Below are 15,499 nucleotides of genomic sequence, written 5' to 3' on the forward strand. Positions count from 1 at the left end.
TTGGTCTTACCCTAAACCCTAAACCCTAAACCCAATTGATATGGATATCGAATCGTTCAGAGCATACTGTTTGAGTTTACCCGGCACTACCGAAGGTATGAAATGGGAACACCTGTGTTTTATGATCGAGGAGAAAATCTATGTTATTATCGCTATTGATGAGGGTAACCGTTTTTCAATAAAGTGTAATCCGGATGAATTTGATGAGCTCGCAGCCAGAGAAGGCATTGGGCAGGCCTACCATATGGCAAAGCGGCAATGGATCCAGATCGACAATTTAGAGGTATTGAACGATCATGAGTTAAAAAGTAGGGTAGCTGATTCGAGAGCAATGGTTTTGGCTAAATTACCTAAGAAAATGCAGGCGAAATACGCGTAAATTAAACTGTTAAGACTTTTCAAGTGTGATTACAATAGTTTATAACTGATTATACTTATTGGCCGCCTTGAGAATCCTCTTTTGTGGTTTCGTCTTTTTTTATGCCTTTGTCAGCATTCAATTCTTTCGACTTCATGATATTGAAACGGTACATTTCTTCTATCCCAACCAGTTTTCGCGTACATTTATCAATGTCGGTACCTTCTTCCCATAAATAAGGGCGGAAGCTATAGGTTTTGGTACCATCTAAATTGGCAATAAATTGATTCCAGCTGCTCCAGCGTAATCCTTTATAAAACTTGGAAAGATCACTGTCGAAACAAAAAACAAGGAATTCGCCATAGCCTGCCCCAAGTGGTTGCCAGGTTAATGTGTTTGGTTCAAGGTAATACACGTTTTTGATGTCTTTGCCCAAACCGCCATAATTAATAGCAAAAAAACCGCCTACTGCATCATCGGCAATTAAAAGATAAGGGATATTATCGCCATACTCTTTTAAGGTTTTTCCTTTGTTCCAATCGGCTACATTTCTGTTCAGTCTCTCACTGCCAGAGCCTAAAATTCTAATCCAGCCATTATCAACCATAATACCTCCCGTGTTATAAATTACCGAGCCAAGCGTGGCATAGGTTGTCATTTGTGAATGATATAAAACCTCTTTTGCCTGTGCAGAATCAACAGGGAGGATTTCTACCTTGTTTTTTGCAGAATCAATCCATTTTTTGACCAATGGCCAGGCCGGATCCGTTTTATTGATCAATTTCTCAATACTGATCAAATTATTTTCCTGGGAAAAGCCTTTTAATGAAAATAGAGTTAAACCAAAAATGAAGAGAAAGGTGATAGGGATTTTCATGGATAGGGTTACTTATGTTTTTTCAAAGATAGGATGATAATTAAGAATTGCTAAATGGAGCAGGATAATTTTTGATTTGGATGATCTTGGTGTTGGATGTTACCATCCTACACGGTTAAATTATCAATACCAATTGCTTTGTTTGTGATGATATGAAACCAAGGCAGATTGAATTGATGCTTTTGTTTAGCGTCAGATGGAAATATCTGACACCAGGGCTATAAAAAAAAGCGTCCCGAAAATCATCGGGACGCTTGCAATATTAAAATGATAAAAAATAATTGATTTTAAAGTTGGGCTGAAGCAGCCTCAGGCCTTACACCCTCCACCTTCAAGCCTTCCACCTTAACACTACCACATTCTAATCCGGTCCTCAGGTTTTTTATACAGTTTATCGCCAGGCTTAACATCAAAAGCTTCATACCAGGCATCCATATTTACAGGTGCGCCAATAGTACGGTACGGACCTGGTGAATGTGGATCCGTTTTAATTAACTGAGCTGCACTTTCAGGTAAAATGTTTCCTCTCCATACTTGTGCCCAAGCCAGGAAGAAACGCTGATCTGGCGTAAAACCGTCAATTTTCTCATTACTCTGGCCTTGTTTGGTCATTTTAAAAGCGGTATAAGCAGCATTCAAACCTCCTAAATCACCAATGTTTTCGCCCATGGTTAATTTACCGATTACGTGAATGGTATCCAATACCGTGTAAGCATCAAATTGCTCGCCCAAGGCTTTAGTCTTGGCGTCAAATTTAGCTTTATCTTCAGCTGTCCACCAGTTTTTTAAGTTACCGGATGCATCATACTGGCTTCCGCTGTCATCAAAACCATGGCTCATTTCGTGCCCGATTACGGCACCTATACCACCGTAGTTAACGGCATCATCAGCATTTGGGTCGAAAAAGGGAAACTGTAAAATACCAGCAGGGAAAACAATTTCGTTCAATGTTGGGCTGTAGTAAGCGTTAACGGTTGGAGGGGTCATTCCGAAGCGTTTGCGGTCAACAGGTTTGCCTAACTGATTAACCATCTCATTGTAGCCCCAAATACTTGCATTGCGTAAATTTTGGAAATAAGTATCCTTATTGATCACTAAACCATCGTAGTTTTTCCATTTTTCAGGATAACCCACTTTTGGTGTAAATGCATGTAATTTAGCCAGGGCTTTTTGTTTGGTTTCAGGGCTCATCCACTCCAAACCTTTAATTCTGATTTCGAATGCTTTACGTAGGTTTACAATCATCTGGTTCATGCGCTCTTTAGCTTCCGGCTTAAAGTATTTGGCTACATAAAGCTGGCCTAATAATTCGCCAATGGTGCCATCTGTTAAAGATGACATGCGCTGCCAGCGTGGCGTTTGTACTTTTTGACCAGTTTGAGCCTGGGTGAAAGCGAAACTCGCCTTAACAAACGGAGAACTTAAACTGGAAGCAGACCCTTTTAAAATGTTCCATTCCAAAAAGGTTTTCCAATCTTCAACCGGAATGGATTTCAACATTCCATCCAGGCTTGCCATGAATTTAGGCGATGAGACCAGAACAGTGTCCTGATTTTTGATTTTGAACTTAGGTAAATAGCTTGTCCAATCAATGTCTGGCGTTTTTTTGCTCAGCTCGGCCACGGTAAGCTTGTTGTAGGTGGCGTAAGGATCGCGCATTTCTAAACGGCTCATCTGCGCTTCAGCAAATTGCTTTTCAATTTTGTAAACGGTTGCGGCTTTTTGTTTGGCTTCTTCAGGCGTACTTCCAGTTAAAGTAAATAAAGTAACCATATAAGTGTTATAAGCATCGCGGATCTTCACACTGCGGGCATCATCTTTCAGGTAATAATCGCGATCCGGAAGTGTGGTACCACCCTGGCTAATATTTACCATATATTTATTTACATTCTTGCGGTCCTGGCCAACACCCAAACCAAACATTCCGCCGCCCAAACCATTGGTACGCATGTAGGCCACCTGGTCAAGTACCCCCTGAATATTTTTAATTTGCTTAATTTTCGCTAAATCGGCTTTTATGGGCGTATAACCCAATTTTTCGATGGTTGCACTATCCATTGCAGCGGTGTAAAAATCGCCAACTCTACGTTTCACCGAACCTGCCGGAGCAGATTTATCGGCAGCTGCCTCTTCCACTAAAGATCTAACGGCGTTGATGTTAAAATCGCGAAGTTCGTTAAATGAACCCCAGCGTGTTTCTTTAGCAGGAACCGGATTGTTTTTTATCCAGTTACCGCTCGCGTAGGTGTAGAAATCGTCGCCTGGTTTAACGGATAGATCCATGTTGGCAGGGTCGATAAATTTTTTTGTTTGTGCATTTGCAGAAAAGCCAGCAGCGACTATACCCAGCGCCGCAAAACATCTTTTCAAATTTTGGTATTTCATTCGCTTAATAAGTTAGTAATAATGCGAAATTTATGAAATACTAATTAATACTGGTGTTATATATTAAGAATATTACTTGTTAAACCAGTAGTAGATTTTGGCTAAGCCAAGCCTCCTGATCAAATCGGATGCTGAAAAAGGAATTTTGATAGATTTCATGATTTTCAATCTTTTATACCATTATTAACATTTTTTAACAAAAAATATTGTGTGCTTGTAAAAATTATTGCTATTAAGAATGATTCAGAATAAAACATATTATTTCCATAAATTTGAAAAGGTTATCAGAACCAGCCAGGTTTTATGGATAATAAATAACAATGATGTTTAGCATATAATAGAATAATGAGCCACTCACACGATAAAGAAGATAGCTGTTGCAGTAGTAAAGTACATGCTGAACCAAAACATACCCATGATCATAACCACGTACATGCAGAAGCTGATGACCACGGCCACGATCATGGTGGAAATCCATCAGCCTTTAAAACTTATTTGCCTGCCCTCGTAACCTTGATAATGCTGTTGATAGGAATTACATTTGATAATCTTTTTACCATTCCGGCATTTCAGATCATTCGCCCTTATTGGTATATCGTGGCTTATTTACCAGTAGGTATTCCGGTTTTACAAGAGGTTTGGGAAACATTTAAGGTTAAAGATTTCTTTACTGAGTTCTCTCTAATGTCTATCGCTACCATAGGTGCTTTTGCCATTGGTGAGTACCCGGAAGGGGTAACGGTTATGCTTTTTTACACCATTGGTGAGTTATTTCAGATGGCTGCAGTAAACCGTGCCAAAAGAAATATTAAAGCATTGCTTGATGTCAGGGCAGAAGTGGCACATGTATTTCGCAATGGAAAATACGAAGACATAAATCCTGAAAAGGTAGAAATTGGTGAAACGATCCAGGTAAAGGCCGGAGAGAAAATTCCTTTAGATGGCGAACTGATTAGTGATAAAAGCAGTTTTAATACTGCTGCTTTAACGGGCGAGAGCAAACCGCGAAACATTAACAAAGGCGAATCTATTTTGGCCGGGATGCTTAATCTGGATAAGGTAGTAGAAGTTAAAGTTACCAAGGCTTTTGCCGACAGCGCATTATCCCGCATTTTGGAAATGGTTCAAAATGCCACAACGCGCAAAGCCAAAACCGAACTCTTTATCCGTAAGTTTGCGAAAATATACACCCCGATTGTTTTCTTTTTAGCGCTTGCGCTGGTCACGGTCCCGATTTTGATTTTAGGAAGTGAATATCATTTCCAAACCTGGTTGTACCGTTCGCTGGTTTTCTTGGTTATCTCCTGCCCGTGTGCGCTGGTCATTTCTATTCCATTGGGCTATTTTGGAGGGATTGGTGCGGCATCGGCAAATGGCATTCTTTTTAAAGGTGCCAATTTTCTGGATCTGATTACCAAGCTCAATACGGTTGTAATGGATAAAACAGGTACCTTAACAAAAGGTGTTTTTAAGGTTCAGAAGGTAGAAAGCATTATAGATGAAGCCCAATTTCTTAACGTATTAACAGCGTTGGAAGCTAAATCCACTCATCCAATTGCGAAGGCCATTGTGGAATATGTAGGACAGAAGGAAATTCATCCTGCCGAAAATATCGAGGAAATTGCCGGAATGGGTTTAAAAGGCATCGTTAAAGGTAAAGCAGTTTTAGCCGGTAATGTTAAGCTTTTGCAGCAATTTAACATTGATTTTGATTCTGAAATAGCTTCGATAGAAGAAACGATCGTTGTGGTTGCTATCAACCAGAAATATGTTGGGTATGTGCTCATTGCTGATGAAATAAAAGAAGATGCCTCAAGGGCAATTCAACAGCTTCATGAAAATGGAATAAAGCAGGTGGTGATGTTAAGTGGGGATAAAACTTCGATTGTTAAAAAAGTAGCTCAAAGTTTAGGTATTGATACTTATTTCGGGGATTTATTACCTGAAGGTAAAGTAGCCAGACTGGAAGAAATTAAAAGCGAGAGAAGCAGGGTAGTAGCTTTTGTTGGCGATGGAATTAACGATACACCGGTATTGGCGATTAGCGATATTGGGATTGCCATGGGAGCAATGGGTAGCGATGCCGCCATTGAAACAGCAGATGTAGTGATTCAAACCGATCAGCCTTCAAAAATTGCAACCGCTATTAAGATAGGTAAAGCCACCAAAAACGTTGTAATTCAGAATATTGTATTGGCATTTGCTGTAAAAGCAATTGTTTTGATTTTAGGAGCAGGAGGTTTAGCAACCATGTGGGAAGCTGTTTTTGCCGATGTTGGTGTTGCATTTCTGGCGATTTTAAATGCCGTACGGATACAGAAAATGAAGTTTTTATGATGGGTTAATTTTCCAAATTGCTTAATCGGTTAAATTCATTAGGTTAAAACATCGTTTTTTCATTAATTCAATGATAACTGCTAGTTGCCAGATGAAAACTTGTTGGTGCTGAGTAAGATATGTTGAAAAATATAAAATCAGATTGCTATAAAAATTAGTATATTGGGTTATGTCTAAACCTGTTCCATATCCTGTTTTAAACGATGATGAGCCTGTAAGGCAGTTCAATGAGCTTGATGCATCATTAACTTATAGCTATGCAAATTATTTAAGCTGGCTTTTTCCTGAAAGGGTAGAACTGATTAAAGGTAAAATCTTTAAAATGAGCCCAGCGCCGTCAAGCGTTCATCAGGGAATTATCGGTAACATATTTCTTAAGCTAGGAAGTTTTTTAAAAAAGAAGCCTTGTAAAGTTTACATATCTCCATTTGATGTTCGTTTTCCAAATGAAAGTCATAAGGACAAAGCTGTTTTTACTGTTTTACAGCCAGATATTTGTGTCATCTGCGATAGAAGTAAAATTGATGCCCGTGGCTGCATTGGCGCACCCGATATAGTTGTCGAAGTTTTATCACCGGGAAATACCAAAACCGAATTGCTTCATAAATACCGTGTTTACGAAGAATTTGGTGTCAAGGAATATTGGGTAGTGAGCCAAGGTGATAAAAGTATCTTGATCTATACCTTAAATCAGAAAGGGAAATTTCAGCCCTCTAAAATATTTACACTAAGCGAAAAAATTTCGTCAACGGTATTGCCAGGTTTTGAACTGGCATTGGATGATGTTTTTGAAGATTTATAAAATCCATCAATATTTTCGTATTACTAATTTTTAGTTTCCAGAATCATGTCTGAACCAGTTCCATATCCGATCTTAAATGATGATGAGCCCGTGAGGCAGTTCAATGAGCTCGATGTGTCGTTAACTTACAGCTATGCCAGCTATTTAAACTGGCTTTTTCCTGAAAGAGTAGAGTTGATTAAAGGTAAAATCTTTAAAATGAGCCCTGCGCCATCAAGAGTGCACCAAGGCATTTCTATTAACTTGTTAAATCCAATAATCAATTTTTTAAAAGGTAAACTTTGCAAGGTTTATGCAGCACCTTTTGACGTCCGATTTCCAAAAGAAAGCAAAGCTGATAAAGATGTATTTACTGTTCTTCAGCCAGATATTTGTGTCATCTGCGATAAGAGCAAACTCGATGCACGCGGTTGTATAGGTGCGCCTGACCTGGTCATCGAAATCTTATCACCAGGTAATACCAAAACCGAATTGCTTCATAAATACCGTGTTTACGAAGAATTTGGTGTCAAGGAATATTGGGTGGTGAGCCAGAGCGATAAAAGTGTTCTGATTTATACCCTAGATGAAGTGGGTAAATTTCAGCCCTCTAAAATATTTGCCCTAAGCGAAAAAATTACATCAACTGTATTGCCCGGTTTTGAACTGGCATTGGATGATGTTTTTGAAGATGTAGATTAATAACTTTATGATCAGCCTTATTTTGTACAGAATAATTTTTCAAAACTGATTGATAGCCCAACTTGACGTCTGAATTGTAGAACAAAGCGAGGATAGATAAAATACTCCTACTTTATTTCTAAAAACTCATGCTCATATCTGCCAAATAAACCTATCCGTACTTTATCTGTCTTAGTCTTTCCGCTTTCTCTGCTTTAGTCTTTCAGCTTTGCGCTTAATTAGCTATTTTTGGGCTTTTATAAAATTTTTCATGAGCATTTCCACCAAGTACAATCCTGCAGAAACAGAAGATAAATGGTATAGCTATTGGCTATCTAAAAAGTTTTTCCACTCAGAACCTGATGAGCGCGAACCTTATACCATCGTCATTCCGCCTCCGAACGTCACAGGTGTACTGCATATGGGGCATATGCTCAACAATACTATTCAGGATGTTTTAATCCGTAAAGCCCGTATGCAGGGTAAAAATGCCTGCTGGGTGCCCGGAACTGATCATGCTTCCATCGCTACCGAAGCAAAAGTGGTAGCCATGTTAAAGGAGCAGGGAATTGATAAAAAAGATCTTTCGCGCGAAGAATTTTTGAAATATGCCTGGGAATGGAAAGAGAAGTATGGTGGTATTATTTTAGATCAGTTAAAGAAACTAGGGGCAAGTTGCGATTGGGACCGTACCCGTTTCACAATGGAAGAAGATCTTTCTGAAGCGGTGATTGATTCGTTTATCCACTTGTATAAAAAAGGATGGATTTATCGTGGAATCCGTATGGTAAACTGGGATCCGGCAGGTAAAACTGCTGTTTCTGATGAAGAAGTGAACCGTAAGGAAGTAAACCAGAAATTATATTACATTAAATACCTGATTTCGGGAACAGAAGATCAGTTTTTAACAATCGCTACAACGCGTCCGGAAACCATCATGGCCGATGCAGCCATCTGTATCAATCCGAACGATGAACGTTTTATGCACTTAAAAGGTAAAAAAGTTTTTGTGCCGTTGGTTAACCACGAAATTCCGGTTATTGAAGATGAATATGTAGATATTGAATTTGGAACGGGTTGTTTAAAAGTTACACCAGCACACGATCTGAATGATTACGAATTGGGTGTTAAGCACAATTTACCAGTTACCGATATCTTAAATGATGATGGCACTTTAAATGAACTGGCCGTTATTTTAGTGGGTGAAGACAGGTTTGTTGCCCGTAAAAAAATTGCCAAAATGTTGGAAGAAGCGGGGCATTTAGAGAAAGTGGAGGATTACAAATCGCAGGTTGGTTTTTCTGAACGTACCGATGCTGCTATTGAACCAAAGCTCTCTATGCAGTGGTTCGTGAAGATCAAAGAAATGGCTCAACCAGCTTTAGACGACGTGCTGAATGGCGAAGTGAACCTCATTCCGAATAAATTTGAAAATACCTATCGCCACTGGATGGAAAATGTGCGCGACTGGAACATCAGCCGTCAGTTATGGTGGGGTCAAAGAATTCCGGCCTGGTATGATGATAAAGGAAATTGGGTGGTTGCCAAAACCAAAGATGAAGCCTTAGAAGAATTCTGGAAGAAAAAACATCTGGATGAAAATTGTTCAGAAACTGAAAAAGCTGGATTCAAACATCAGTTAGCGCCTTTTTTAAGACAAGATGATGATGTAATGGATACCTGGTTTTCTTCATGGTTATGGCCAATTTCAGTTTTCGATGGCTTTAAAAATCCTGAAAATAAAGATATCAATTACTATTACCCAACCAATGATCTGGTTACTGCACCCGAAATTTTATTCTTTTGGGTAGCCCGTATGATTATGGCCGGACATGAGTTTATGGGCAAAAAGCCTTTTACGAATGTATACTTAACCGGTATTGTACGCGATAAATTAGGTCGTAAAATGTCTAAATCGCTTGGTAATTCACCTGACCCCATTGGCTTGATTGAAAAATATGGTGCCGATGCGGTTCGTGTGGGCATGTTAATGTCATCGCCTGCTGGTAACGACTTAATGTTCGATGAAAGCTATTGCGAACAGGGGCGTAATTTCGCCAGTAAAATATGGAATGCTTTCCGTTTGGTAAAAGGATGGGAAGTTGACGAGAACCTGGCGAATCCAAATACCCAGGCCATTTCGTGGTTTGAAAACCGCTTTAATGAAGCATTGGTAGAAATTGAAGCCAACTTTAAACAATACCGGCTTTCTGAAGCACTAACCATTACTTATAAGTTGGTTTGGGATGATTTCTGTGCCTGGTATTTAGAAATGGTTAAACCAGCTTACCAACAGCCTATTGATGCAGAAAGTTATCAGGCAACGATTAAATTCTTTGGAAATATCATCAAGTTACTGCATCCGAATATGCCTTTCATCACCGAAGAGTTATGGCATGATGATCTGTTTGGCGATCGTGCAGAATTGGATTGTTGCATTGTGGCTGAATTTCCGAAAGGCGGAACTTTTGATGAGCAATTACTGAAAGATGCAGAGGTAATTAAGACTGTGGTAGCCGAAATCAGAAATATAAGGAACCAGAAACAGATTTCTCCGAAAGAAGCCTTGCCTTTAAGTATCAAAATAAATTCTGACCTTGATTATGAAAAATGGTTAAACATTGTTTTCAAACTAGCCAATGTATCAGAAGCAGAAATTGTAAACGATAAAATTGTTGGTGCAATAGCTTTTATGGCCGGTAAAGATGAGTTTTTCATCCCATTGACCGAAAATATAGATGTAGAAGCAGAACGTGAACGTTTAAATGCTGATCTGGTTTATCTTCAGGGTTTCCTGAAATCTGTTGATGCTAAATTGAGCAACGAACGTTTTGTACAAAATGCTAAACCTGAGGTTATTGCCAACGAGCGCAACAAAAAAGCTGACGCCGAGGCAAAAATCAAAATTATTGAAGAAAATTTAGCGGTTTTAGGATAATGATAGTCGCATAGGCCTCTCAGGTTTCTAAAACCTTACAGGCCTTAAAGCACGTCAGGGTAAAAGCCTTTCAGATAATTATTTGAAAGGCTTTTATGTTGGTTATTAAAATTATCTTATTAGGGATAATTATTTCAAACGTTTTCCTACCTGCCAAATAAAATAGTTTATACTTTAAATATTGGTCTACCCGCTATTTATTTAGGGTTAATACGATTATAAGCCGTTATTTTTAGATAAGGTTTCAAAAATATTACTTACGGATATTTAAGGTTTGTTTTTATTAACCATATTTTAGTTTTTTGATAAAACGGTCTGTCAGATCGTAAACGATTAAGCGATAATCTAACCTAATATCCTGAAATGGAAAATTCCAGAAGAACATTTATTAAACAATCAGCAATATTTGCTGCAGCAACGTATGCGGGTACCATGGGTATGAGTGCTAAAAGTTATGGTCGTATTATGGGTGCAAATGATCGGGTGCGTGTTGGTGTTGTTGGGTTTTCTGACCGTTTTAAGGATACCCTTTTACCTTGTTTTTTAAATCACAATAAGCAACTGAATTTCGATATTGTAGGTCTCTCTGATTTGTGGAATTACCGTAGAGATTTGGGAATTGCCCATTTAAAAGAAAAATTTGGCCATGATATTAAAGCCTGCCGTAACAATGATGAGCTTTATGCCACGAAAGATCTGGATGCCGTCATTATCAGCACAGCCGATTTTCAACATGCCCTTCACACCATCGAGGCTGTAAAAGCCAATTGCGATGCCTATGTAGAAAAACCTTTCGCCGAAACTATGGACGACGCTAAAGCTGCATTTAAAGCGGTGAAGGCAAGCAAACAGATTGTGCAGATTGGCTCGCAAAGAAGGAGCGGGGAAAATTATATCAATGCTGCAAAATTTATACAGGATGGAAAATTCGGGCCGATCACTGCTGTAGATCTGGTATGGAACGTCAATCAACCTGGCAGATGGCGCAGACCAGATTTGGTAGCCAAATTAAAAGAAGAAGATGTTGATTGGAAAAGGTTTTTGCTAAATCGCCCGAACGAGGCTTTTGATCCAAGAAAATATTTAGAATATCGCTTGTTTTGGCCCTATTCATCAGGAATGCCCGGGCAATGGATGAGCCACCAGATTGATACCGTACACTGGTTTACCAATTTAAAACATCCCCGTAGCGTAGTGGCCAATGGGGGGATTTACACCTGGAAAGATGGCCGCAGAAACTTGGATTCGATGGTCGCTGTATTTGATTACGGTCAGCCTGATACCACCGATGGATTCCAGGTTACTTTTACTTCCAGAATGCAGAATAGTGTGGGCGATGTAGGTGAGGTTTATTATTCAAACGGTGGAGAACTGAACCTGATTACTAATAAAGTTTCGCCAAAAGGTGGTTTAAGGGAAAAAGAAGCTGCAGCTATGGGCTTGAAAGCCAATCTTCTGCCTGAATTTGATTTAAGTAAAACCGAAATTAAGGCCGCAACCGGTGCCAATATGGGCGGTGATGCGCTAACCTCGGGCCATATGCGCAACTGGATGGAATGTGTTCGCAGCCGTAAAACACCAAATGCTCCGGTTGAGGCGGGTTATTCACATTCTATCGCCAACATCATGACCAATGCTGCGGTCCGCACGGGTGCAAAAGCAGTGTTCGATGAAGGCAAACAGGAAGTAATGGCAAATGGAAAAGTATTTAAATATTAAAAATATCGTCATAGCAAGGCACGAGACAATCTGTTAGCAAAAAAGATTGCTTCCCCGAATGGTCGGGAGAAGCTGTCATTCTTTCTCGCAATGACGACTAGAAAACTCTATCATGTTAAATTTAAAAAAATATAGTATTGTGGCGCTCTCGCTAATCAGTTTATCGGCAGCTGCCCAAAAAGTTAAGCCCTTATTTGATGGTAAAACGCTTAACGGCTGGAAAGCCGTTGCAGGCGCCGCCCCATACAAGGTTGAAGACGGAATGATTGTAGGAACCATGACCAAAGGCACACCCAATTCATTTTTGATTACCGAAAAAGAATATGGCGATTTCATTTTAGAACTGGATGTTAAGCTGGAAGGCGAAACGACCAACTCGGGCGTACAGACCCGTAGCCATATCAAACCAGAAGGTAATGGCGGTAAAGGGCTGGTTTTTGGCAGACAGGTTGAAATTGATCCTACACCGCGGGCATGGACCGGTGGGATTTATGATGAGGCCAGAAGATTGTGGCTTTATCCTTTAGAACTTAACCCTTCTGCAAAACCATTGTATAAAAAGAATGAATTTAACCATTACAGGATAGAATGTATCGGTAACGAAACCAAAACCTGGGTAAATGGAAGGCCTGTTGCTTATGTAATTGATACTTTGGATCAATCGGGCTTTATTGGCTTACAGGTTCATGGTATTGGCAATAATTTCGATAACGATGGCAAGAAAGTTTACTTCAAAAATATCAACATTCAAACTGAAGGACTGAAAGCCAAAGCTTTTCCAAAAGGCATTTATACTGTTAATTTAATGCCAAACACTTTATCTGCTTACGAAAAATCGGAAGGCTATAAACTGTTATTTGATGGTAAAAGCAATGCAGGCTGGGTTGGGGCCTATAAAACTGCTTTTCCTGCCAAAGGATGGAAAATCGCTGATGGCATAATCAGCGTTGAGCCTTCAGGAGGTGCAGAATCAACCAATGGTGGCGATATTGTTACTAAAGATGAATATGCCGCTTTTGATTTATCGTTTGAGTTTAAGCTTACACCCGGAGCCAATAGCGGTGTGAAATATTTTGTTACCCTGAGCGAAAATAATGCAGGTTCGGCCATTGGTTTGGAATACCAGGTTTTGGACGATGACTTACATCCCGATGCTAAATTGGGCAGAGATGGAAACCGCACTTTGGCATCCCTGTACGATTTAATGACTTCGAAAAAAGAACCTCGTTACCTGCGTCCCATCGGCAGCTGGAACAATGGCCGTGTGGTCGTTTATCCTGATAACAAAGTGGAACATTATTTAAATGGCATTAAAGTGTTGGAATATACGCGTGGATCAGCAGAATTTAGAAAACTCGTGGCCATTAGTAAATATAAAAATTGGAAAAATTTTGGGGAAGCGCCAAAAGGGCATATCCTGCTACAGGACCATGGCAATAAGGTAGATTTCAGAACGATTAAAATCAAGACTTTATAAGTTTTTGATTTGAAAATGAGCGTGGTTCAATACGGTGGTCCATGGTATCGCTTTTTCTAACACCCACGCCAGGCTTTAGGATAGCTAACTTATCCATGAGTACTAACGCAGGTTAATTAGCCCCGACATACGCGGAAATACTTTTTGTTGCATGTTCGATCATATAGCAGCGACCTAGAACAAAAAGATTGCAGCATTGGCGGGACTAGACTTTAATAGCAGCATTAATTAGCGCTCCAAATCATCATTTTAAAAAGATAAAATATTAACATATCATGCATCGTCGATCTTTTGTTAAAACATCAGCCCTGATAGGTTCCGGTTTACTGCTGGGCAATCAGGGTTTCGCCAGTTTAGCAGCTGATGAAATTATTAATGTGGCCATGATTGGTTGTGGCGATCGCGGTAAGGGTGTCTTGTCGGTCATTAAGTCTATGCCTGCAAAATATAAAATTAATGCATATTGCGATTTACTCGATTTCAGGCTTAAGGAAACCGAAAAATATGTTCCTGCTGCTGCCAAAGCCGTAAAAGATTACCATAAAATTTTAGAAGATAGAACCATTCATGCGGTTTTTATTGCCACACCTTTAAGCGAACATTACAAAATTGCCAAAGATGCCGTGCTGGCCGGTAAACACGTGTATGTAGAAAAAACCATGACCTACAATATTGCCCAGGCTATTGAGCTTAAGAAACTGGTTAAACAACATCCTGACCAGGTTTTTCAGGTGGGTTATCAATACCGTTATTCGCCATTGTATTTCAAGGTAAAAGAGATGATCCAGAGTGGTTATTTGGGTAAGGTTAGTCAGATTGATTGTCGCTGGGACCGTAACGGTAACTGGCGCAGGGCTGTTCCGGATGCGGCATTAGAGCGCAAAATCAATTGGAGAATGTATAAGGAGTATTCTGGTGGCTTGGCCGCCGAACTGCTCTCGCACCAGATCGATTTTATCAACTGGGCTTTCGAAACCCAGCCCGATGAAATTATGGGCTCAGGAGGGATAGATGTATTTAAAGATGGTCGCGAAACCTATGATAATATTCAGGCCATTCTCCGTTATAACGAAAGAGGAATGATCGGCAACTTCGGGGCCACTTGTGGCAATGCGCATGACGGTTACTTGTTTAAAATAAAAGGGACAAAGGGCTCTGTTTCTCTGCTCACCAATACCGGCTTATTTTATCCTGAAGCGAATACCAGAAAAGAATTGGGGATTGTGGATGGCGTAACAGGGGCAACCAAAATTGTGGTCAATAAAGACGGGGGAATCCCGATTTTGGATCAGCCAACCATAGATGGTACAAATTACGCCTTGGATGAATTTTATAAATCAATAACGACCAGGAAAGAGCCTGCCTCGAACATCAATACCGGAACCCAGGCCGCTATATGCGTGGCCATGTGTAACGAAGCGATTTATAGCGGCAATAAACAGGTTTGGAAGCCGGAATATAGTGTTTAAGTGATCTGTCATCTGCACAAAATCGTCATTGCGAGAAGGCTTTTTCAGCCGACGAAGTAATCTAAAAGATAGATTAATAGCGATCGTCGTAAGATTGCTTCGTCGTTCCTCCTCGCAATGACGGAAAAAGAAAGAATTTAATGCGCTGATTTTTTTTGGAAAGCAATTGCTGTGGTTTGTTTTAAAGTTAGTCCTGCTTTTCATTACAAGTCCTCGCTGCGCTGTGGGCTTTACATTTCAATCAGGTTTATATCCAGAAGGCCTTTGTTGCTATTGAAAGATATAGCATAATTCAGAAAGACGTTATTCCTGCGTATTACAGCCCCTAATCGCCTTGCCGGCTGTGCCACCTAAACCCGATAAAACGAATGCTCCCGATTCTTCATTCTACCGTGTGGACACATCTTTTGCTAAGTTTCAGGGATATTTTTGATTCTCCATCCAATATTTATTTCAGCGAATTTTTGTAGCCCAATC

10 protein-coding genes are annotated in these 15,499 nt (G+C 39.9%); 8 read left to right on the top strand and 2 right to left on the bottom strand.

Going from position 1 to position 15,499, the window contains the following annotated elements; all coding sequences use genetic code 11:
- The first annotated feature begins 40 nt into the window (after positions 1-40).
- Positions 41-379 carry an MmcQ/YjbR family DNA-binding protein gene (locus tag QZ738_RS03890; RefSeq protein WP_293784838.1) on the top strand — a complete coding sequence of 113 codons (339 nt, stop codon included), beginning with the start codon at positions 41-43 and terminating at the stop codon, positions 377-379.
- 55 nt (positions 380-434) lie between these two features.
- Here QZ738_RS03890 and QZ738_RS03895 read toward each other — a convergent pair whose 3' ends face one another.
- Both QZ738_RS03895 and QZ738_RS03900 read right to left on the bottom strand, forming a co-directional pair.
- Positions 435-1,235 (bottom strand): DUF2625 domain-containing protein, encoded by an 801-nt coding sequence (locus tag QZ738_RS03895; protein WP_293784839.1) that lies wholly within the window; start codon positions 1,233-1,235, stop codon positions 435-437.
- Between the two features lie 351 nt (positions 1,236-1,586).
- Positions 1,587-3,620 (bottom strand): M13 family metallopeptidase, encoded by a 2,034-nt coding sequence (locus QZ738_RS03900; protein ID WP_293784840.1) that lies wholly within the window; start codon positions 3,618-3,620, stop codon positions 1,587-1,589.
- 519 nt (positions 3,621-4,139) lie between these two features.
- Here QZ738_RS03900 and QZ738_RS03905 point away from each other — a divergent pair.
- From QZ738_RS03905 to QZ738_RS03935, 7 genes are all read left to right on the top strand, one after another.
- Positions 4,140-5,957, top strand: a complete 1,818-nt coding sequence (locus QZ738_RS03905; RefSeq protein WP_293784850.1) for a heavy metal translocating P-type ATPase — start codon at positions 4,140-4,142, stop codon at positions 5,955-5,957.
- 169 nt (positions 5,958-6,126) lie between these two features.
- A complete protein-coding gene (locus tag QZ738_RS03910) occupies positions 6,127-6,759 on the top strand; it encodes a Uma2 family endonuclease (RefSeq protein WP_293784841.1) in 633 nt (210 codons plus the stop codon).
- Between the two features lie 45 nt (positions 6,760-6,804).
- The gene (locus QZ738_RS03915) at positions 6,805-7,440 is read left to right on the top strand and encodes a Uma2 family endonuclease (protein ID WP_293784842.1); all 636 of its coding nucleotides are present in this window, start codon (positions 6,805-6,807) and stop codon (positions 7,438-7,440) included.
- 250 nt (positions 7,441-7,690) lie between these two features.
- Complete coding sequence (locus QZ738_RS03920; RefSeq protein ID WP_293784843.1) at positions 7,691-10,357, top strand: valine--tRNA ligase; 2,667 nt, start codon at positions 7,691-7,693, stop codon at positions 10,355-10,357.
- A gap of 363 nt (positions 10,358-10,720) precedes the next feature.
- Positions 10,721-12,076, top strand: coding sequence for a Gfo/Idh/MocA family oxidoreductase (locus tag QZ738_RS03925; protein ID WP_293784844.1), 1,356 nt, complete (start codon positions 10,721-10,723; stop codon positions 12,074-12,076).
- A 112-nt stretch (positions 12,077-12,188) separates the two neighbouring features.
- A complete protein-coding gene (locus QZ738_RS03930; protein ID WP_293784845.1) occupies positions 12,189-13,553 on the top strand; it encodes a DUF1080 domain-containing protein in 1,365 nt (454 codons plus the stop codon).
- A gap of 275 nt (positions 13,554-13,828) precedes the next feature.
- The gene (locus QZ738_RS03935) at positions 13,829-15,022 is read left to right on the top strand and encodes a Gfo/Idh/MocA family oxidoreductase (RefSeq protein WP_293784846.1); all 1,194 of its coding nucleotides are present in this window, start codon (positions 13,829-13,831) and stop codon (positions 15,020-15,022) included.
- Positions 15,023-15,499 lie beyond the last annotated feature (477 nt).

Source organism: uncultured Pedobacter sp. (assembly GCF_913776295.1).
GTDB lineage: Bacteria > Bacteroidota > Bacteroidia > Sphingobacteriales > Sphingobacteriaceae > Pedobacter.